This window comes from Paenibacillus xinjiangensis (genome assembly GCF_059686975.1).
On the sequence record NZ_JCAALS010000005.1, the window covers coordinates 213738 to 230998 of the forward strand.

The 17261-nt window shown below is 45.3% G+C and carries 16 protein-coding genes, 1 pseudogene and 1 riboswitch; of the genes and pseudogenes, 4 read left to right on the plus strand and 13 right to left on the minus strand.

The annotated features are described in order from the left end of the window. Positions 1 to 26 precede the first annotated feature (26 nt). On the minus strand, positions 27 to 344 hold the full coding sequence (locus AC6ESP_RS07460; RefSeq protein ID WP_497096065.1) for an ArsR/SmtB family transcription factor: 318 nt from the start codon (positions 342 to 344) through the stop codon (positions 27 to 29). Positions 345 to 540: 196 nt separating this feature from the next. Between AC6ESP_RS07460 and AC6ESP_RS07465 the strand changes: the two genes are divergently transcribed. Then, entirely contained in the window at positions 541 to 1344 is an 804-nt protein-coding gene (locus AC6ESP_RS07465) for a hypothetical protein (protein WP_497096109.1), read from the plus strand. Positions 1345 to 2242: 898 nt separating this feature from the next. On the opposite strand, the gene AC6ESP_RS07470 is transcribed toward AC6ESP_RS07465, so the two are convergent. Continuing rightward, positions 2243 to 2503, minus strand: a complete 261-nt coding sequence (locus AC6ESP_RS07470) for a hypothetical protein (protein WP_497096066.1) — start codon at positions 2501 to 2503, stop codon at positions 2243 to 2245. 232 nt (positions 2504 to 2735) lie between these two features. Between AC6ESP_RS07470 and AC6ESP_RS07475 the strand changes: the two genes are divergently transcribed. Beyond that, positions 2736 to 3314, plus strand: a complete 579-nt coding sequence (locus AC6ESP_RS07475; protein WP_497096110.1) for a nucleotidyltransferase family protein — start codon at positions 2736 to 2738, stop codon at positions 3312 to 3314. Between the two features lie 12 nt (positions 3315 to 3326). Here the strand turns inward: AC6ESP_RS07475 and AC6ESP_RS07480 are convergent, their stop codons facing one another. The 11 genes from AC6ESP_RS07480 to AC6ESP_RS07530 form a co-directional block, all read right to left on the minus strand. Beyond that, the gene (locus tag AC6ESP_RS07480; RefSeq protein ID WP_497096067.1) at positions 3327 to 4739 is read right to left on the minus strand and encodes an 8-oxoguanine deaminase; all 1413 of its coding nucleotides are present in this window, start codon (positions 4737 to 4739) and stop codon (positions 3327 to 3329) included. A gap of 56 nt (positions 4740 to 4795) precedes the next feature. After that, a riboswitch (purine riboswitch) is annotated at positions 4796 to 4895 on the minus strand. Between the two features lie 150 nt (positions 4896 to 5045). Next, a complete protein-coding gene (locus tag AC6ESP_RS07485) occupies positions 5046 to 5393 on the minus strand; it encodes a c2 calcium-dependent domain-containing protein 4C-like protein (protein WP_497096068.1) in 348 nt (115 codons plus the stop codon). Between the two features lie 146 nt (positions 5394 to 5539). Further along, positions 5540 to 6730, minus strand: coding sequence for a staphylopine family metallophore export MFS transporter CntE (gene cntE / locus AC6ESP_RS07490; RefSeq protein ID WP_497096069.1), 1191 nt, complete (start codon positions 6728 to 6730; stop codon positions 5540 to 5542). 15 nt (positions 6731 to 6745) lie between these two features. Further along, positions 6746 to 7492 (minus strand): ABC transporter ATP-binding protein, encoded by a 747-nt coding sequence (locus AC6ESP_RS07495; protein ID WP_497096111.1) that lies wholly within the window; start codon positions 7490 to 7492, stop codon positions 6746 to 6748. Beyond that, positions 7492 to 8301: a staphylopine uptake ABC transporter ATP-binding protein CntD gene (cntD, locus tag AC6ESP_RS07500; protein ID WP_497096070.1), complete on the minus strand. Its 810-nt coding sequence runs from the start codon at positions 8299 to 8301 to the stop codon at positions 7492 to 7494. Before cntD ends, AC6ESP_RS07495 begins: the two co-directional genes overlap by 1 nt. Next, a complete protein-coding gene (cntC, locus tag AC6ESP_RS07505) occupies positions 8282 to 9169 on the minus strand; it encodes a staphylopine uptake ABC transporter permease subunit CntC (protein ID WP_497096071.1) in 888 nt (295 codons plus the stop codon). The genes cntD and cntC overlap by 20 nt, the downstream gene beginning before the upstream one ends. Next, positions 9169 to 10101: a nickel/cobalt ABC transporter permease gene (opp1B, locus tag AC6ESP_RS07510; RefSeq protein ID WP_497096072.1), complete on the minus strand. Its 933-nt coding sequence runs from the start codon at positions 10099 to 10101 to the stop codon at positions 9169 to 9171. The genes cntC and opp1B overlap by 1 nt, the downstream gene beginning before the upstream one ends. 21 nt (positions 10102 to 10122) lie before the next feature. Continuing rightward, positions 10123 to 11730 (minus strand): staphylopine-dependent metal ABC transporter substrate-binding lipoprotein, encoded by a 1608-nt coding sequence (gene cntA, locus AC6ESP_RS07515; RefSeq protein WP_497096073.1) that lies wholly within the window; start codon positions 11728 to 11730, stop codon positions 10123 to 10125. Positions 11731 to 11756: 26 nt separating this feature from the next. Beyond that, the gene (locus AC6ESP_RS07520; protein WP_497096074.1) at positions 11757 to 13058 is read right to left on the minus strand and encodes an opine metallophore biosynthesis dehydrogenase; all 1302 of its coding nucleotides are present in this window, start codon (positions 13056 to 13058) and stop codon (positions 11757 to 11759) included. 29 nt (positions 13059 to 13087) lie between these two features. Further along, positions 13088 to 13882 carry an SAM-dependent methyltransferase gene (locus AC6ESP_RS07525; RefSeq protein WP_497096075.1) on the minus strand — a complete coding sequence of 265 codons (795 nt, stop codon included), beginning with the start codon at positions 13880 to 13882 and terminating at the stop codon, positions 13088 to 13090. A 33-nt stretch (positions 13883 to 13915) separates the two neighbouring features. Continuing rightward, positions 13916 to 14743, minus strand: a complete 828-nt coding sequence (locus AC6ESP_RS07530; protein WP_497096076.1) for a histidine racemase CntK family protein — start codon at positions 14741 to 14743, stop codon at positions 13916 to 13918. A gap of 416 nt (positions 14744 to 15159) precedes the next feature. Here AC6ESP_RS07530 and AC6ESP_RS07535 point away from each other — a divergent pair. After that, positions 15160 to 16140, plus strand: a pseudogene (locus AC6ESP_RS07535) (IS1595 family transposase); the annotation flags it as partial. Positions 16141 to 16217: 77 nt separating this feature from the next. Beyond that, positions 16218 to 17132 (plus strand): phosphotransferase, encoded by a 915-nt coding sequence (locus AC6ESP_RS07540; RefSeq protein WP_497096077.1) that lies wholly within the window; start codon positions 16218 to 16220, stop codon positions 17130 to 17132. The last annotated feature ends 129 nt before the right edge of the window (positions 17133 to 17261 follow it).

Sequence of the window (17261 nt, forward strand, 5' to 3'; positions counted from 1 at the left end):
CACTCTCCTCTGCTTTTGGGTAGACGCTATTTATCTAATCTTTTTTGCTCCTGCTGCTCGAGCTCAACGATTAATTCCTTCAGAATATCGATCGAAGGCTTCAGTGAAGCCGAATAGAAGCGCTGCGTTCCCTGCTGCTCGACTGTAATAAGCCCTATCTGCAGCAGCAGCTTGAGATGATGCGAAATCGCTGGTCTGGACAGCTTGGATCGCTCGGCAATTTCATTAACGGTCAGTCGTCCTTGCTCACACAGATTCACGATAATATTCTGTCTATGCTCATCACGCAATACATCGAATACCGGAATGGATTGCTGAAGTATTTGTATCGCTTTTTCACTCATTAGGGACCTCCATATGCCAAGCATTATTTATATAAGTTTAAATGTTTAAAGACTTAAACATTAAGTCTACAGCTACCTTACATGTTTATTTTATTATTGTCAAACCGTTGCTGCACAGAAAGAAATTCATAACCGCATACGAAACCTGCGAAAAAATGATAAAATACTTGTGTATATACAGAAAGGCGGAGAAAATATGGTACATGCGTTCATTATCGAGCCAGGCACGTATAGCGCCTTCGACAATGAGGACCAGCAAATCGAGCAATGCAAGGAATGGGGCTTATTATCCGATAAAGCTACCCGCACCAAAACGTTCTACTATAAAGGAAACGGCATGAATCTACCCTGCCGTATTGTCGGCTTTGTCGATAAAATAACAGCCGTCATCACATTCGACGACGACCAGAAGCATTGCATCCACCCTTCTTATCTGAAGGAAATGCAAGCTGCCAACTATGCGGCAAGAGCAACGACTGTATCTGAGGAAACGGCAGACCCAGTCATTGAAGAGGCTCCAGCCTCTCCAACACAGGAAGCTCAAGCCCCCGTTGAAGCAGCTGCTAACGATTCTGGAGCCAGTGAGCTCGATAAGGCTGCTGTTGCTTCTGAGCCTGAGGCTCCAACGGAATCTGCGGAAGCTCCCGCAGCGAAGGACAAGCCTGCCAAGGCCAAAGCTGCGAAGGAGAAGAAGCAGAAGCTGGAGCTCCCTGAGGAAAAAGTGAAAATGACAGCCACTGTAGCTGAATTCACCACCGTGCCGAACAACTTCTCCGATAATGATGACGAGGTCATCATCTATGAGGCTGTATCCATTCTGGAGCCTGAGCTTGTGATCGGCACAGCCTGGTCAAGCCATAGCGCCACAATTAAGAAGCTGGAGCTGGAGATCGGGGATATCATCACGTTCGATGCCAAAGTCGTAACGAAGAAGCTCTCCAAGCATCCGGTCCCTTACAAAATCAACAACCCTGCAAAAATTCAAAAACAGCAAGCTTAACGGCCGGAGCCTAAGCAGTATAAGAAAAGGAAGAGGGGTATGCACGGTACATACTCCTCCGAGTGTCGAGAAAGTCCAAGGGACTTTTCGGCACTTTTTTATTTGGTGGTTCTTGTGTCATCGAAGAAAAATCAATCTAAAACAATCTGAGAGCTACATTTTAACGAATAAATGCGGGGAATTTAAGTCCTCATAAAAAACAGGGGGTTTCTCTACAGTCTATGGTTTATGTAATACAACCTAAGCGGAATTTCAGTGCCATCCCCACTGATTGGATTGCACGAAATACAATGTAGCTACAGCGCGCACAATTAATAGTCGATCTCGCGTGATGCAGACTGTATTTCATACAACCTTATGGCGGTATATCAAACAATAGCTTGCTATACACTGTACTCACTACAATTCAGTTTCCTGAAATTTACTTTTATGCGCCAAAACAACGGTTTTGGTTGTATGTAATGCAACCTTAGTGGACTTCTAGTGCCCCCTTACTGATTTGATTGCACTAAATACAATGTAGCTACAGCGCGCACAATTAATAGTCGATCTCGCGTGGTGCAGACTGTATATCATACAACCTTATGGCGGTATATCAACAATAGCTTGTTATACACTGTACTCACTACAATTCAGTTTCCTGAAATTTACTTTTATGCACCGAAACAACGGATTTGTTTGTATGTAATGCAACCTCAGAGTGTCGAGGAAGTCCAAGGGACTTTTCGGCATTTTTTTTATTTGGTGGTTCTACTGTCGTCGAAGAAAAATCGATCTAAACCGATCTAAGAGCTACATTTTAACAAATAAATTCGGGGAATATAAGCCCACATAAAAAACAGGGGTTTCTCTACAGTCTGAGGAGTATGCACGGTGCATACTCCTCTTCGATATTGCTTTATTTGCTCAACGCGGCTGCCTTGACTAACAGGCATTTTTTCATCGTAGTTTTTTTCATCGTCTGCCTTTGCAACTGGTCGGTCTGTTCACAGAACGCTTCATCCAAGATGACCTCCAGCAGCGCTTGAGTGGCCGCTTCAGCGGCTAGCGGCTCATCCTCAAGAATATAGAACGCCATTTGGTAGGCGTAAGTCTCGTATTGCTGCAATATCGCTTTCTTGCCACGAATCTGCTGTTCGAGCAGCGTCTCCAGCTCCATCACCTTCTCATATCGTATACGTATTGAACGATGCTCCGACTAATGGAAACAAGCAACTCACTGTTATGTATATTTGATTCAACTATACCGCAGAATCGCGTATCCCCCTAGTACCATATTTGTATAGTACCGGTCGCCGCCTCACCTCACGCAATCTTATTTCCATGAAGCTTCCTATTATTGAATAATTAGCTATAATGGGAATATACGTTCGGAGGTGGTGGTGATGACAATGAATATGAACAGTGAGCAAGACATTATTCAACTGGTACAAGCTGACGAATGGATGATGGACATCTTACAGCAAGCCAAATCCCTACAATTGCCTGACTGGTGGATATGCGCGGGCTTTGTCCGCTCCAAAATATGGGATAATCTTCACGGATTCACGGAGAGAACGCCTCTTCCCGATGTTGATGTCATCTACTTCGATAACAGCAATCTCAAGGAAGCGGTAGAAAAACAATGGGAGCAGCGGCTTAGACTGTTGAATCCTGCTATTCCCTGGTCTGTTAAGAATGAAGCTCGAATGCATACCGTGAACGGTATATCTCCTTATACATCATCCGTTGACGCGATCTCCAAATTTCCAGAGACCGCCACTGCGCTAGGACTTGCGTTAGATGAACAGAACAATGTTGTCTTGACAGCCCCTTGCGGAATTGAAGATGTTGTGAATCTAGTGCTCAGACCTACACCATACTTCGAAAAAACGATTGAGCGAGTACAAATCTATGAGCAGCGAATAATCAGTAAGAACTGGAAGAGGACTTGGAATAAGCTTCAGATCAGCTCTATTCAACGAACCTAGTAACTGCAATGATTAGCTGCGGCTCCGATATTTCCTATATGCGACACCCGAGTGCTTGGCTGCAACCTCCAGCATTCGGCCTGCCGCAGCCTGAGCAGCAATCGCTACCTGCTCTTCATTAATATGAGCAAGCCTTCCATCCTGAACGACAATACGCCCTCCAACCACAGTAATGTCTACATTCTGACTAATTCCCGTCACGACCGGCAGTGACGTATCGTCGAACAATGCCCCTGCATATTCCAGCTTGCGAGTATCAATCATGAACAAATCTGCGGCTTTGCCTACTTCAAGTGTTCCAATCGCATCCTGCCAGCCCAGCACTCTCGATGAGCCCACTGTTCCGAGCCATAAGCTCTCTTGAGCGCTTGGGCCAGCACTTCCAGAGGTGAGTTTATGCAGCAGGTACGCCTGCCGTGCTTCACCAAGCAGATTAGAAGCATCATTCGAAGCGGAGCCATCTACGCCGAGACCGACATTGACGCCCGCTTCAAGCATCCTTCGGATTGGAAAAACACCCGAGGACAGCTTCATATTACTGCTCGGACAATGCGCTACACCACAATTGCAATGACTCATACGAGTAATTTCTGTATCGTTGAAATGAATGCCGTGCGCATACCATACATCGTTGCCGATCCATCCAGTTTTCTCCATATAGTCAAGCGGTCTGAGTCCTAGCTTCTCCAGGCAGAAACTTTCTTCATCCTTCGTCTCTGCCAAATGCGTATGCATTCGAACGCCATAGCTTCTTGCTAGATTAGCTGACTCCCTAAGCAAATCTTCGGATACAGAGAATGGTGAGCATGGTGCTACACCAACTCTTACCATAGCGAATTTAGAAGAATCATGATAAGTCTCGATCACCCTACGAGTATCCCTCAAGATGACATCCATCGTCTGTGTCACTTCATCAGGTGGCAGTCCTCCGCTAGAACGTCCAAGATTCATCGAGCCTCTTGTCGGAAAAAACCGGATTCCCAGCTCTCCAGCAGCGCGGATCTCTTCATCGATAAGCTCCCCGCTAATTCCATTCGGGAAGCAGTAGAAATGGTCAGAAGCTGTCGTGCAGCCTGTCTTCAACAGCTCGCCAAGCCCTACCATTGCGCTTAAATACACATCTTCAGGACGCATGTGGCGCCATATATCGTACAGGGTAATCAGCCAATCAAACAACTCGCAGTCCTGCGCCCAGGGAATGTTGCGGGTGAAGGTCTGGTACAAATGATGATGGGTATTAATGAGACCAGGGTATACCACTTTACCAGTGGCATTAATGACCGTATCTGCCGTTTCATAGGGAATATCATGGCCAATTGCTATTATTTCCTGACCATCCGCATAAAGGCTTCCACCGGGATAACAGCTTCGAGCAGCATCCATCGTTATTATATTCCTTGCATTCTTAATGAGTAGAGTGGCCATATCCATCTCTCCTATCCAGGTTTGAATACAACAAAAAATCCTAACTACGAGCGCAATAGAAGATCTATTGCACTCGTAGTTAGGATTTTTACGGATTCCTAGTAGAGCCCCCGAACCGATTATCAGGGTTATACGAGTAAATATTGAATTTTCTGAATTCAGTATAATAGTGTTCACTGGATTATGTCAACTAATATCACATATTCATTGACGGGTTCGAAATGAATACAACGACAATCAAGCTGCCCGAGAAGCTCTCGAGCAGCTTGATTGTCGTATATAGAGTGGAGCTATCTACATTAACGGTTAAGGTTGGCCTGCGCCCTGACTACGGTTGCCCGGTGAGCCGCCCTGACTACGGTTACCCGGCGAGCCGCCTTGACTACGGTTCCCTTGCGGGCCGCCTTGACTACGGTTACCTTGCGAGCCGCCCTGACTACGGTTACCCGGCGAGCCGCCTTGACTACGGTTCCCTTGCGAACCGCCTTGACTGCGGTTGCCCGGCGAGCCACCTTGACTACGGTTCCCTTGCGAGCCGCCCTGACTGCGGTTGCCCGGCGAGCCGCCTTGGCTGCGGTTCCCTTGTGAGCCACCTTGGCTGCGGTTCCCTTGCGAGTCTTGGCCTCGGTTACCTCCTGATTTTCGTCCTGGCATGCAAAAATCTCCTCCTTCTTGTTGAATCTATATAAAGTATGCATTCCATCTATTCGTGGTGATAGATTCATGCTTATTTTTGATAGAATATAGATTAGTAGAATGAGGTTGATACTTATAATAATGATTACCATTGCACAACATGTTTAACTAGCCTTCGTTCCCACTGCTGCTTCTCTCCGTTCATAAGCTACAAAGATCATTGCAGCACCTATGATCGCACAGATCATATACATGAATGAGTAGGAGGACAAATCAGCAATCGGCCCCATAATCATTCCTCCTAAGGAAATCCCCAGATCAGCCATCGCGATAAATAAACCTATGAGCACATTACGGTTCACCTGTGGCAGTACAAAGGACAAATACGTGGTTAACGTTGGATAGATAATAGCCTGAGCAATTCCCATCAAAACAGCACCCGCATAGAACAAGACGGCTCCGCCCGTTAGAGACATGCTTACACACCCCGCCGCGGCTGCTAATAGGATCATGTTCCCCATCATAAAGGCTGAATGCCATTTACCGTCAGAAGGGATTTTTTTTCTTAAAACGAACCGGGCAACGACAACCGCAGAAGCCTGCAGCATAAGAAAGATACCAGCATTACCGCTCTCTAATTGCTTGGCGTATAACGGGATAAAGGTCGTAATCGCTCCATATATAATGGAAGAGACCAGCATGAGCAGGCTGCATTTGAACAGAAAGGGATTACTTACTAGCTGACTGAAGGATTGAAGCATGCTTACTTCGGGCGCATTAGGATTAGTATCAGGCTTCTGTCCCTTGTCTATTTGTATCGTGTAGCCGAATACCCCTGTACAGATAGCTAATGCAATCATCACTATCGTAAAGGTATCTACCCCTCCGCTTTGCCAGATGCCTAATGCCAATATCGGACCGATAACACCGGGTATATGTGAAAACAAGGAATAATAGGAAATACCTTGTGAGCGATCCTTCTCTGGCAGTGCATCAATGATACCGATCTGCAAAGCCATTGAAAAAAAAGCAGTAGACACCCCTTGCAGCGTACGAGCAATAACATAGCCGCCTAATCCCGTAAACGTATATAACAATAAAGCAAACCCATTAATAATTAGGATATAACGCAGTACTTTAATCGGCCCATGCTTCTGGATAACACGGCCTGCCCAGGGCCGGAAGAGCATGGTAGTGAACATATAAGCACCCATGATTAAACCAATCGTCGTACTGCTCGCCCCTAATGATTCCCCTTTCAGAGGGATAATGACATTCAGGATTGCATTCGCGCTGAAATACAGAAGAGCCAGCAAGTACAAGCGCAGAAAAGGCCACGACATAGCACCACTCACAACTTTGTTCTCCTCCTACAACGTGATGATGTGACCTAACAGCTTCTGAACATATTCGGATTGAACGTCCTTCAGCTTGTCTATATCAACCGTTTCTTCTATTCGGCCATTCCTAACGACAATGACTCTATCACAAATATAGGCAGCAGCTTGAATATCATGAGTAATAAAGATATAGCTCATCTTGTACTTTTCCTTTAGACTTCTTAATAACTCAAGGATCTGCATCTGAACGGATACATCTAACGAGCTGATCGCTTCATCTAATAGAATACATTTCGGCTCGGTTGAGATTGCTCTTGCAATACATACCCGCTGAGCCTCTCCACCTGATAACTCATGCGCATACTTTGTCCGATAGGATGGATGTAAGCCAACCTGATGCAAGAGCTGATTGATCTTGTCATCATTCTTCTGCCGGTCCTTATTGTAATTGTTCAATGGCTCCATTATGGCATCTTCAACGGTAAAGAAAGGATTAATCGAGGACATATAATCTTGAAATACCGCGCTAATATGACCTACTCTAGCTAATCTATTCGTTATATTCTTCCCTTCGAATAATACGGTTCCACGATCAGGCTTCTCAATGCCTATAAGTAAACGCCCCAATGTAGACTTGCCGCTGCCGCTTTCTCCGATAATGCCTAGACATTCGCCTTCCCTAACCTCGAAGCTAATAGGGCTCAGAACCTGCTGCTTCTCTCTGGCGAACCATCCACCGCTTATATAGGATTTCTCGACCTCATTAACTTGCAGCATCATAGCTTCTCCCCCATTATGGCCTTGAAGTTGTTGCTCAGCGCTTGTCTAGTAGAAACTAAGTAGTTCGTGTATTCATGCTTCGCTTCGGTGAAGATCGTGCGGGTAATGCCCCGTTCGATGATCTCTCCATCCTTCATAACCAACACATCATCAGCTATTTTGCGGACAATACCCAGGTCGTGTGAAATGAAGATCATCGAGCAGTTCATTCTCTCTCGCAATTGAATCAACTGCTCTACCACCTCATATTGTGAAAGGGTATCGAGCGCCGTTGTCGGTTCATCCGCGATAATGACATCGGGCTCTAACACTAATGTCAAGGCAATCATAACCCGCTGCAGCATTCCACCGGATAGCTGGTGAGGATACTTATTCATAATATCTATCGGATTGTTCAGCATGACACTAAGCATCGCTTGTTTCATTCGCTCTTCTATTTCACTATTGCTCCAGCCGTAGTGCCCCCTGAGTGTCTCCTTAAGATGAACGCCAATCATACAGGAAGGATCAAATGCACGCATGCCATTCTGAACAATCAGGCACAGCTCTCTTCCTCTTTTCTGTCTCATTGCTCGTTCGGGCAGACTGTTCAGGTCCTCTCCTTTGAACAAAATATGGCCTGATTGGCGAATCCATGCTTTATTCAGCCTCATAATGGATTTGCAGCTCACTGATTTGCCGCTTCCGCTTTCCCCTACAATCGCCAGACAGCTTCCTTGCTGTAAGTGAAAGGAGCTATTATGGATAATGGCTTTATTCGTCTTCGCATCCCATACCTTCAAATTCTTAACTTCTAATATATTCATAAGCTGACTGCCTCCTCTCTTTATCTGGGAGTGTATCAGCAGAGGTCATTAATTGAGGATCAAGAGCAACTTGGAGGGCATCCGATAAGAAATTAAATGCCGACACAACCACAATAATAGCTATACCAGGAGCCAACATAAGCTCTGGTCTGGAGAACATCACTTCCCTCGCCTCATTCAGCATCATTCCCCATTCCGCATACGGTGCTTGGATGCCAAGCCCCAAGAAGGAGAAGCCCGATATTTGCAAGATCATTGAACAAATAGATCCACTCGCAATAACAGCAATGTCCGAGGCAGTAACAGGAACAATGTGCTTCAATATAATGGTCAGATGACTGCTGCCTGACGCTTTGGCGAATTTCACATAGTCCATTTCACCATACTGCATAACTGACGTACGGATGACTCGGGCGAACCATGCCCATTTCATCACGACGAACGCAATCAATATATTTTCAAGGCCAGCACCAAGAATGCCTACAACCGCGAGTGTCATCACATAACCGGGGAAAGACAGCATAATATCACATATTCTCATAATGAAGGCATCCGCTCTGCCTCTGAAATAGCCAGCTATAAATCCGACGATTGCACCGATTAGGACAGATACAATTAATGCTACAAGCACCCACAATACGCTAGGGCGAATGCCATAAATTAATCGGGACAGTATACATCTCCCCAAATGATCGTTACCTAATAAATACTCCAATGATGAGGATGCATATCGAAGCTTCATATTCACTTCATGCGGATCATGTGGAGCGAATACAGGGGCAAATAGGCCGGCAACTATCGTTATAGCAATAATGATGACAGAGGTTGCCGCTAGCTTATCTTTGCTCAAATTTCGCAACAGTCTCATTAGATACCCTTTCTTAGCTTAGGATTCATAGCAGCATTAATAATGTCAGAGAGCGTGTTGAACCATACGAAGGCCACTGCCAGTATAAGAACATAAGCTTGAATAATGGGAAAATCTCTGCTAAGGATGGATTTCACACTTAGTCTCCCTAGTCCTGGCCATGCGAACACATTCTCAATCACGACTGTGCTCCCTAGGATGATAGGTATCGCCATACAAAATATCGAAATGGCAACCTGCAAGGAATTCCGTACAATGTGCCAAGTCACCTTGTTCTCGGATAAGCCGCTTGCTCTTCCATAGAGCACATAATCCTCATTCATATTACGCAGCATCGAGCTTCTAACGGTTCTAAAATAAATGCCTGCATAGCTGATCGTGATCACAATAACCGGTAGAATATAGCTTTTATAAGAATCCATGCCGCTTGTCGGCAATAGATCCAGCTTCACTGAGAAATACCAGATCATGATAGACGCAAGCAAATAGGACGGTATGGCTGTTAGGAAAAATGCTATGCCCCGCACTGACTTATCCATCAGAGTCCCTTCTCTCATCGCACACGCAACACCTAATAGAATGGACACCGCAATAATACACACCGACGACACCAAAGTCAGCTTCAAGGTGTTCAGGAATGCTGGAGCTATCGATGTCCACACAGGCTCTCCTGTGACGTATGAATTCCCAAAGTCCAGCTGTAGGCTTGCCAAAGCCCAATCGAAATATTGGAGGAGAAAAGGCTTATTCAGCCCTAGCTCCTCTTGCGTCTGAGCAAGCAATTCATCGGTTATATTCGGAATGTCCTGCGCCTGTAAGACCACTATTGCAGGATCTAAGGGAGACAGATTAATGAGAACAAAAGTAATAAATGAAATAATGACAAGCAGCGGGATGGTTATTAATAGCCGACGTACCATATAGCTCCCCATATGAACCTCCCTATGTTCTATCTATTTCAAGCTCATCTGCTCGAATGGCAGCTCAAATTGGGTTTGCTTGAATGAAATGCCTTCTAAATTGCTCGGTGCCACAACCGTCACACTGCCATTGGTAAGAGGAATAAAGACAGCTTCATCATGCACGATTCGCATAATATCGGCATACAAAGCTTGGCGAGCCTCCTCATCCGTTGACACCATTACCTCTTCAATCTTGCTATAGAGCTCATCTGCCTTCGCAATTCCGCTCGTTGTATGCAAATAAGAGGTTTCTGAAGTAAATGCAGAGATTGTGCTTTGTGGATCATAGGCTAGTCCCCATGTCTGATTGAACAATAAATCATAATCCCCTGTTGCTCTTCGATTCGCAATTGAGGTCGATTCCTCACCGATAATCTCCAGCTCTATATGGACGGACTTCACTGAGGCTTGAATAAACTCAGCCTGTGTCTTCTGGGAGGAGGAATTGCTGTCGTAATACAGCTTCATAGCTAGCTTCTTGCCGTCCTTCGTACGAACATCGGCTCCGTCTTCCAATATCCAGCCTGCTGCTGCCAATAGCTCTGTCGCTTTGTCTAGATCATAGTCCCGCTGCTTCAAGTCAACATCTGCATAATTGACGTTGGAAGAGAACAAGGAATTCGCAGCAGTTTCCGTTCCGTTAACAATATCACTACTAATTGTTTCTCGATCGATAGCGTGCCAGATCGCTTCACGAACAGCTGTTTCACTGACAGGAGTATCCGTATGACTGCTATTGGCTACGATCATCTTCGTATTCATCGCTTCACTTCTCACTAGCTGATATTGGCCGGAGTCAACGAGTTGATTCATCGCTTCAATATCAATACTGTCTGCGCCTCGATCATCTGTGAATACGAAGTCAATCTCTCCCTTTTGCAGCGCCAAGTAAGTAGTCTCCCCTGCTGGAAGAACCTTCGCTACAATTGTCTTAATGGCAGGAGCGCCGCCCCAATAGCTGTCATTGGCTTCAAATGTAGCATTCTCATCGATTACATGATTGGTGAGCTTATATGGCCCCGTCCCGTTATAGCCATTCACGCCATCCTTGGTTCCGCCATTCACGAAATCCTTCGGTGATAGGAATACATAGGGTCTAGTCATCGACAATTCTACTAGAGTCGGATAATAGGCTCCGGACAGCACGAGCTGGACCGTATACTCATCTACCACATTGACACTTACAATTTTGGTCGAGAGCTTAATCCAGGAGTGCTTCTCTGCATTATTTTGCACAGCCTCTATATTCTGCTTCACTGCTTCCGCATTGAAGGGTTCCCCATCATGGAACTTAACGTCCTGTCTGAGATGAAAGGTATATTCGGTTCCATCCTCAGAAACCTCCCAGGATTCGGCAAGCAAAGGCTTGATGCCATCTACGGTATTCTCAACTAAGGATTCGTATATCATTCCTTGTGCCGGCATGGATCCGGTATAGAGATGGGGATTCATATCATTGATATCTTTCGCTGAAGCATACACTAATTCTGACGTTGCCTCACTTGTGCTTGATTCTGATTTTGCAGAATTCCCACCACTGCAGCCAGCCAATAGTAACGTAAGCACGACGATATATACAAAAGCACTTCTTCTCTTCACAGGTAAAGCCCCCTAATTAAATTCAATTACACGATGCTTTTTCTAATTTCACTGCCTATCATCTTGAGTTCTTCCTCATAGGATTGAACGACGAAGGCATTAGACAATTGCTCGCCTTGATGCCGCTTCGCGGCCTGTTCCAGCTTGCTCTCATAGGTGCTAATAAACTTATCTATCGTTGGACAGCTGGAATCCAAATATCTAGCAATGCCTTGAATGATTTTGATCCGATAATAGTCTTCCTTCGGCATTCTAGGAATATCTAAGCAGCCTTCTCTATTAACGAATAAGGTTCGGAATGGAACAGCTGAGAAATCGTAATATTTTCCTTCCTCATCGGGTTCTGAAAAAGGATCAATCAATAAAGACGTATAACGTATGTACAACAAATACTCCTGATGAATAGTCTCTAATTGATCGAACTGTTCGATATCATAGCGTGATAAGCTCTCCAATCTGACCGGGTAATTATCATCGGTCATGAATTGAAGCAGATTCAACCGCTCGATGCTCAGTTTCTCTAGAATGGCCATAATTTCTTTCCATTGCGCCAGCATATCTCGAATTAAATATTGCGTGATCGGTCCTTCAGGATACATTTTATAGACATATTTTTTACTGGCTGCCTTGTCGAAGATCGCACTCAATGAGAGCTCATTCATGAACAACGGGGGGTGCACATACAACGAAATATTGCGCGATTCCGCCTCAATCGGAGCTTCCATCTTCTCCAGAGCAATGCCCAACTGGTCATATACACGGCATAGGATGTCGACATTATTGGAAGCGCGATGCGTGGACCCTATGAATACTTTCTTCTTGACCGCTGTCGTTATCACTTCATTAGAAGGTCTGCCCTGCAGCCAGCGTGTATCCCCGTAATAAGTAGAGAAGCTGATCACTTCCACATTCGGATTGCTAGCGTTCATATATTGCTTAATTAAGCTATTGGAGCCGAAGGTTGGCGAAATTAATACGATACATTTCACTTGGCTCACAATGTCAGTATGAATCTGCTTCAGTACCTCGATATACGCATCTGTTGTCACTGCGAGAATGAGGGTGTCCCAAGCCCCTGTAATGGCTCCATACCCTCTGAACACCTGATCAATGACGCATTCACCAGCCAGTCTCTGATGCTTCTCATTCTGAACAGTGGCACGAATGAACTGACTGCTCTGCTTAAGTGCGGTGAATACATGCTCCGAACGAACAGATTCTCTTCCCGCTATTCCGACATAGCCATCTAATTGATTCTTCAATGTTACTGCAAGCTGAATGGATGTTGGTCCGGTTCCCAGCACTAAGATTCGCTTCCTATCACTCATATAAGCCCCCCTTTATGACCAGCAGCACACTATGCTTTTTGATATAAGGCAATATCGAACACATCATCTGGACGCAATAGTTGATCAATCAGCTTCCATTTATGCCCGTCAACTTCTCTCATCGGATAATTGAACAATGACTTCAATTGATTGCCATATCTCATAGCTACAACAACATGCTCATTCGTCAATGCATGCAGCTGATCAAGCAGGTCATACTTCATCTCAACCGTCGAGCTAAAAATAATATGAGTGAAGTCTCTCGTATGATCGAGATTCTCGACTAAAGCTGGCTCTAAGCGAATGTTCAAGCCCTTCCCTAATAGCTCTACAACCTTCGTCCCAAGCCGAATGGCTTCTTCATCAATATCAATGCCGACAACCTCTGCACCTGTTCGCTTAGCAATGAACAAGGGGGTCATTGGGAAGGAGCCTGAGCCGACTAACAATACTTTGGAAGCAGCTGTCACTTCAAAGCTGCCAAATTCTTTTTCAATACAGGCCTCAATGTTCGTGAAATAATCGGATATCTCTATCTGTCCATCCAGCAGCTTAAAGGCACGATATTTCTCCATAATGGCCACACAAAGGGACGATTGTCTTCTCAAGTTCACCACAAGCTGATCCACATGACCGGATTGCTGCTGCTTGAGCTCGTTCCAAGCTTCTATATTCCTCTTGTTGGTTATGAAGGCCGAATAGTCATCGAGTGCGCGTTCTAGCTCCGAGCAATGGCTGCTGGTATGATCATAGCGTTCTGCCAGCTCAGCGAACTTCTCCGCAAATTGTGTTAGACAGGATTGGAAGCTTTCTACTTCGATCATTATTTTCACCCCTACAGTAGGCTATCGTGCTTGTTAGATATAAGCTTTGCCCTGTGCGACAATTCCTACAGAGCCTTCAATGCTAAGGCTTGTTATTTGCTCCTTATCACAATCCGCAATGACATGAATCGTACCGCCAGGCTGCCTGATTGGAGCAGCAATCTTCCCTTTATTCGTCCAGGCCAGATATGCCCCCATTGAGGCTGTTCCTGAGCCACATCCCCGTTCCCATGTCATACTGTCCAGCTGCGGTATATAGATGAGCGGTGCCATTTCATCCGATCCAGATTGATATAATAAAATGCCGATCATGCTAGCTCCTGCCGTTAAACCAAGCAGCTTGGCTAAGGACTGCGCTCTATCTCTTACCGTATGATCGAATTGCTCCACTTCGATGACAATATGAATAAACTCTTCATATCTCACTATGATAATATCCAAGTCATTGCCTTCGTATTGAATTATTCTCTGCTCGATCTGCTTAGGAAGGGGCATACTCACTTGACAATCATATTCATCCAGATTTCTCGTGACTTGGCACCGGATGCTATCCTCTATTCCTGAAGCCTCTAAGCGAATTTCCGTGGAATCTCCATGCTGTAGTCCTTGCTCAGATGCTAGATAAGCTGCCAATGCCATACACGCATTACCGCAGAACTCACCACCTGCCATGTGGAGATGTGCATCAGCTTCCTTATTCATCGGCTGCTCAATAAAACCAACTTGCTCTGCATATACGTTGTCATAAGACATCATTCTGGCAGCTATGCGCTTATACTCATCAGCTGGGTGATTCGTTCGGACAAGAATCGTCATGTTCTGTGTGGGATTACATTTAATGAACTCAATTTCCTGCTTCATCGCAACTACCCTTCACACATAGATTTGTCATTGCGCTGGCCTTTCTGTATAGAGTGTATTCGATTTAATAGTAATTATTACGATTATATCCTAAGCTTGATTAAGCCAAATTCTCGGTTCTCTACAGCTCCCCTTTAATTGGATTTGTTATTTATGTCGTTTTGTTGCTTATGTAGAGTGGTTTATTTAATAGTAATAATTACTATTAACTAGCACAAAATGAATTATAGCATACTGTTAGATTGTGTCAATAAGTCTTTTATAAAAAAGGCTTTGTTAAACCTTAATGTTGATATTTGATAATTACGAACGAATGTTCTGTGGTAAAGGTAACAATTCGGTTCGGAGATGATTTGTCTATGATTTAAAGGAGCTAAAATAGCTTGCTGATACATTAGACGATAGTGGCAAGCAGGAACTTATCTTCTTTTTGCAATCCCGAACCAAGGGTGTGTCGGCTCCCGTTCGAGCAATTGACGAAATCCAAGAGCAGAAGCACAATTGTTTGTCCGCATTGCAATACCCATTCTGTCGTTCGTTTTGGGAAGTACGCCGTAAAAACACGTGCTGGAGAGGTTAAACGTCAGCGTTACCGCTGTAAATCCTGTCGCCAAACCTTTAATGACCTTACAAACACACCTCTTCAACGAACGAGAAGACCTCATGTGTGGGTTCGTTTTATTGAATGCATGATTGAGGGCTATTCGCTGAGAAAATGTGCCGAGCAATTAAACGACGAAGTCACACATGTCACCTTGTTTTACTGGCGACATAAGATACTTGCTGCCCTGAAACAGATTCCAACCGAATCATTCCAAGGTATCGTTGAAATGGACGAGACCTACTTTCTGTACTCGGAAAAGGGCAAGCGGAACATCACCGAACGCAAGCCACGTAAACGAGGCGGAAAAGCCAAATATCGTGGCATAAGCAAGGACCAAGTGTGTGTTCTCGTTGCCCGTGACCGTCAGAAAATGACCTACTCTAGCGTTCTTGGACGTGGTCGCATTCGGACAACGAAATTAGATGAGGCGATTGGTAGTCATCTATCGGATTCGAATATGCTTTGCACGGATTCCTGGCGGGCATTCAGTTTCTATGCGAATGCAAAGGGCTTGGCTCATTACCGATTCAAGTCCGACGGAAAACAACGTGTCAAAGGCGTGTACCATATCCAAAACGTAAACAGCTGTCACAGCCGCTTGAAGAAATGGATGGACCGCTTCAATGGTGTTGCAACCAAATATTTGCAAAATTATTTGGCTTGGTTCCGTTATATAGACAACAAGGAATATGAGAATACCTCATCGAATAAGAAAAATATGTTGGTCAAATCGTGCCTGTTTACTGTCACCGACACGAACACAAAGCTTCGGCTTTCTGCTTATTCTTGTTAAGCTAACGGGCAGTTATGCGTAACTTCCAGGGAATGTAAACATCTAAATAACGTAAGGAACGAGGAGGCAGACAATTCATGGGAGGAACGAATGTATGGGATGCGGAGTGGGAGGTTAACGAAGAGCAGGCGCGGACGCTGATCGGCAGACAATTCCATCAGCTGTCATCGAAGCAAGTGAAGCGATTGGGCTGGGGCTGGGACAATACGGTTTTTCTCATCGGTGACGAATACGTGTTCCGGTTTCCAAGAAGAACGATTGCAGTTGGCTCGATTCGTATGGAAGGGAAGCTGTTGCCGAAGCTGGAGGCATATATGACCATCCCCTATCCGAAACCGTTGTTTTATGGCGAAGCAAGTGACGAATACCCGGCACCATTTCTTGGCTATGCCTACGTGCCAGGAGATTTCCCAATCGGTTTGACGGAAGATCGCCGGGCACTATCGGCAGAGACGCTGGCGAAATTTTTGCGGAGATTGCATGAGTTTCCGGTGCAGGCGGCGCTGAAGTGCGGAGTTCAGCAAGATCATCGAAACTTGACGGACATAGCATCGCGCAAAGTGAAATTGGAGGGCTTTCTATCGAAGGTGGTTGAATACTTGTCGCCGGAGGAGTCCGGTGTGATCGAAGCGTATATTAGCAGGCTGCAAAAGGACCGTGTCGAGGCGGTGAATGCACTGCTACATGGCGATCTTCATTTCAAAAATATGCTTGTGAATGAGAACGGGATCGTTTCCGGCATAATTGATTGGGGAGATTTGAGCGTAGGCCATCCGGCTTGCGATTTGAGCGTTGCTTATAGCTTTTTACCACCTTACGCTCGCGGCGTGTTTTTCGAAACGTACGGAGGAGCGGACGAGGAAACGAAGCTGCTGGCGCGGCTGATCGCGGTATACATCCCCATACTGATCTTAATGCAAGCGGTCGGTGACGGGAATGAAGCGATTGCGGCAGAGGCGAAATCCAACATCATGCGGGCACTGTCGGATTAGGCTCATTATTTCGTTGCGGCTATGGGGCTATGGCTATCGGCACCATTTTTTCGTTTAAAGGCCGCGATAAGGTACGATCCGCCTTCTCTGATGCCGCTTTATGTTGAGGAACACGAAATTCAACAGAGT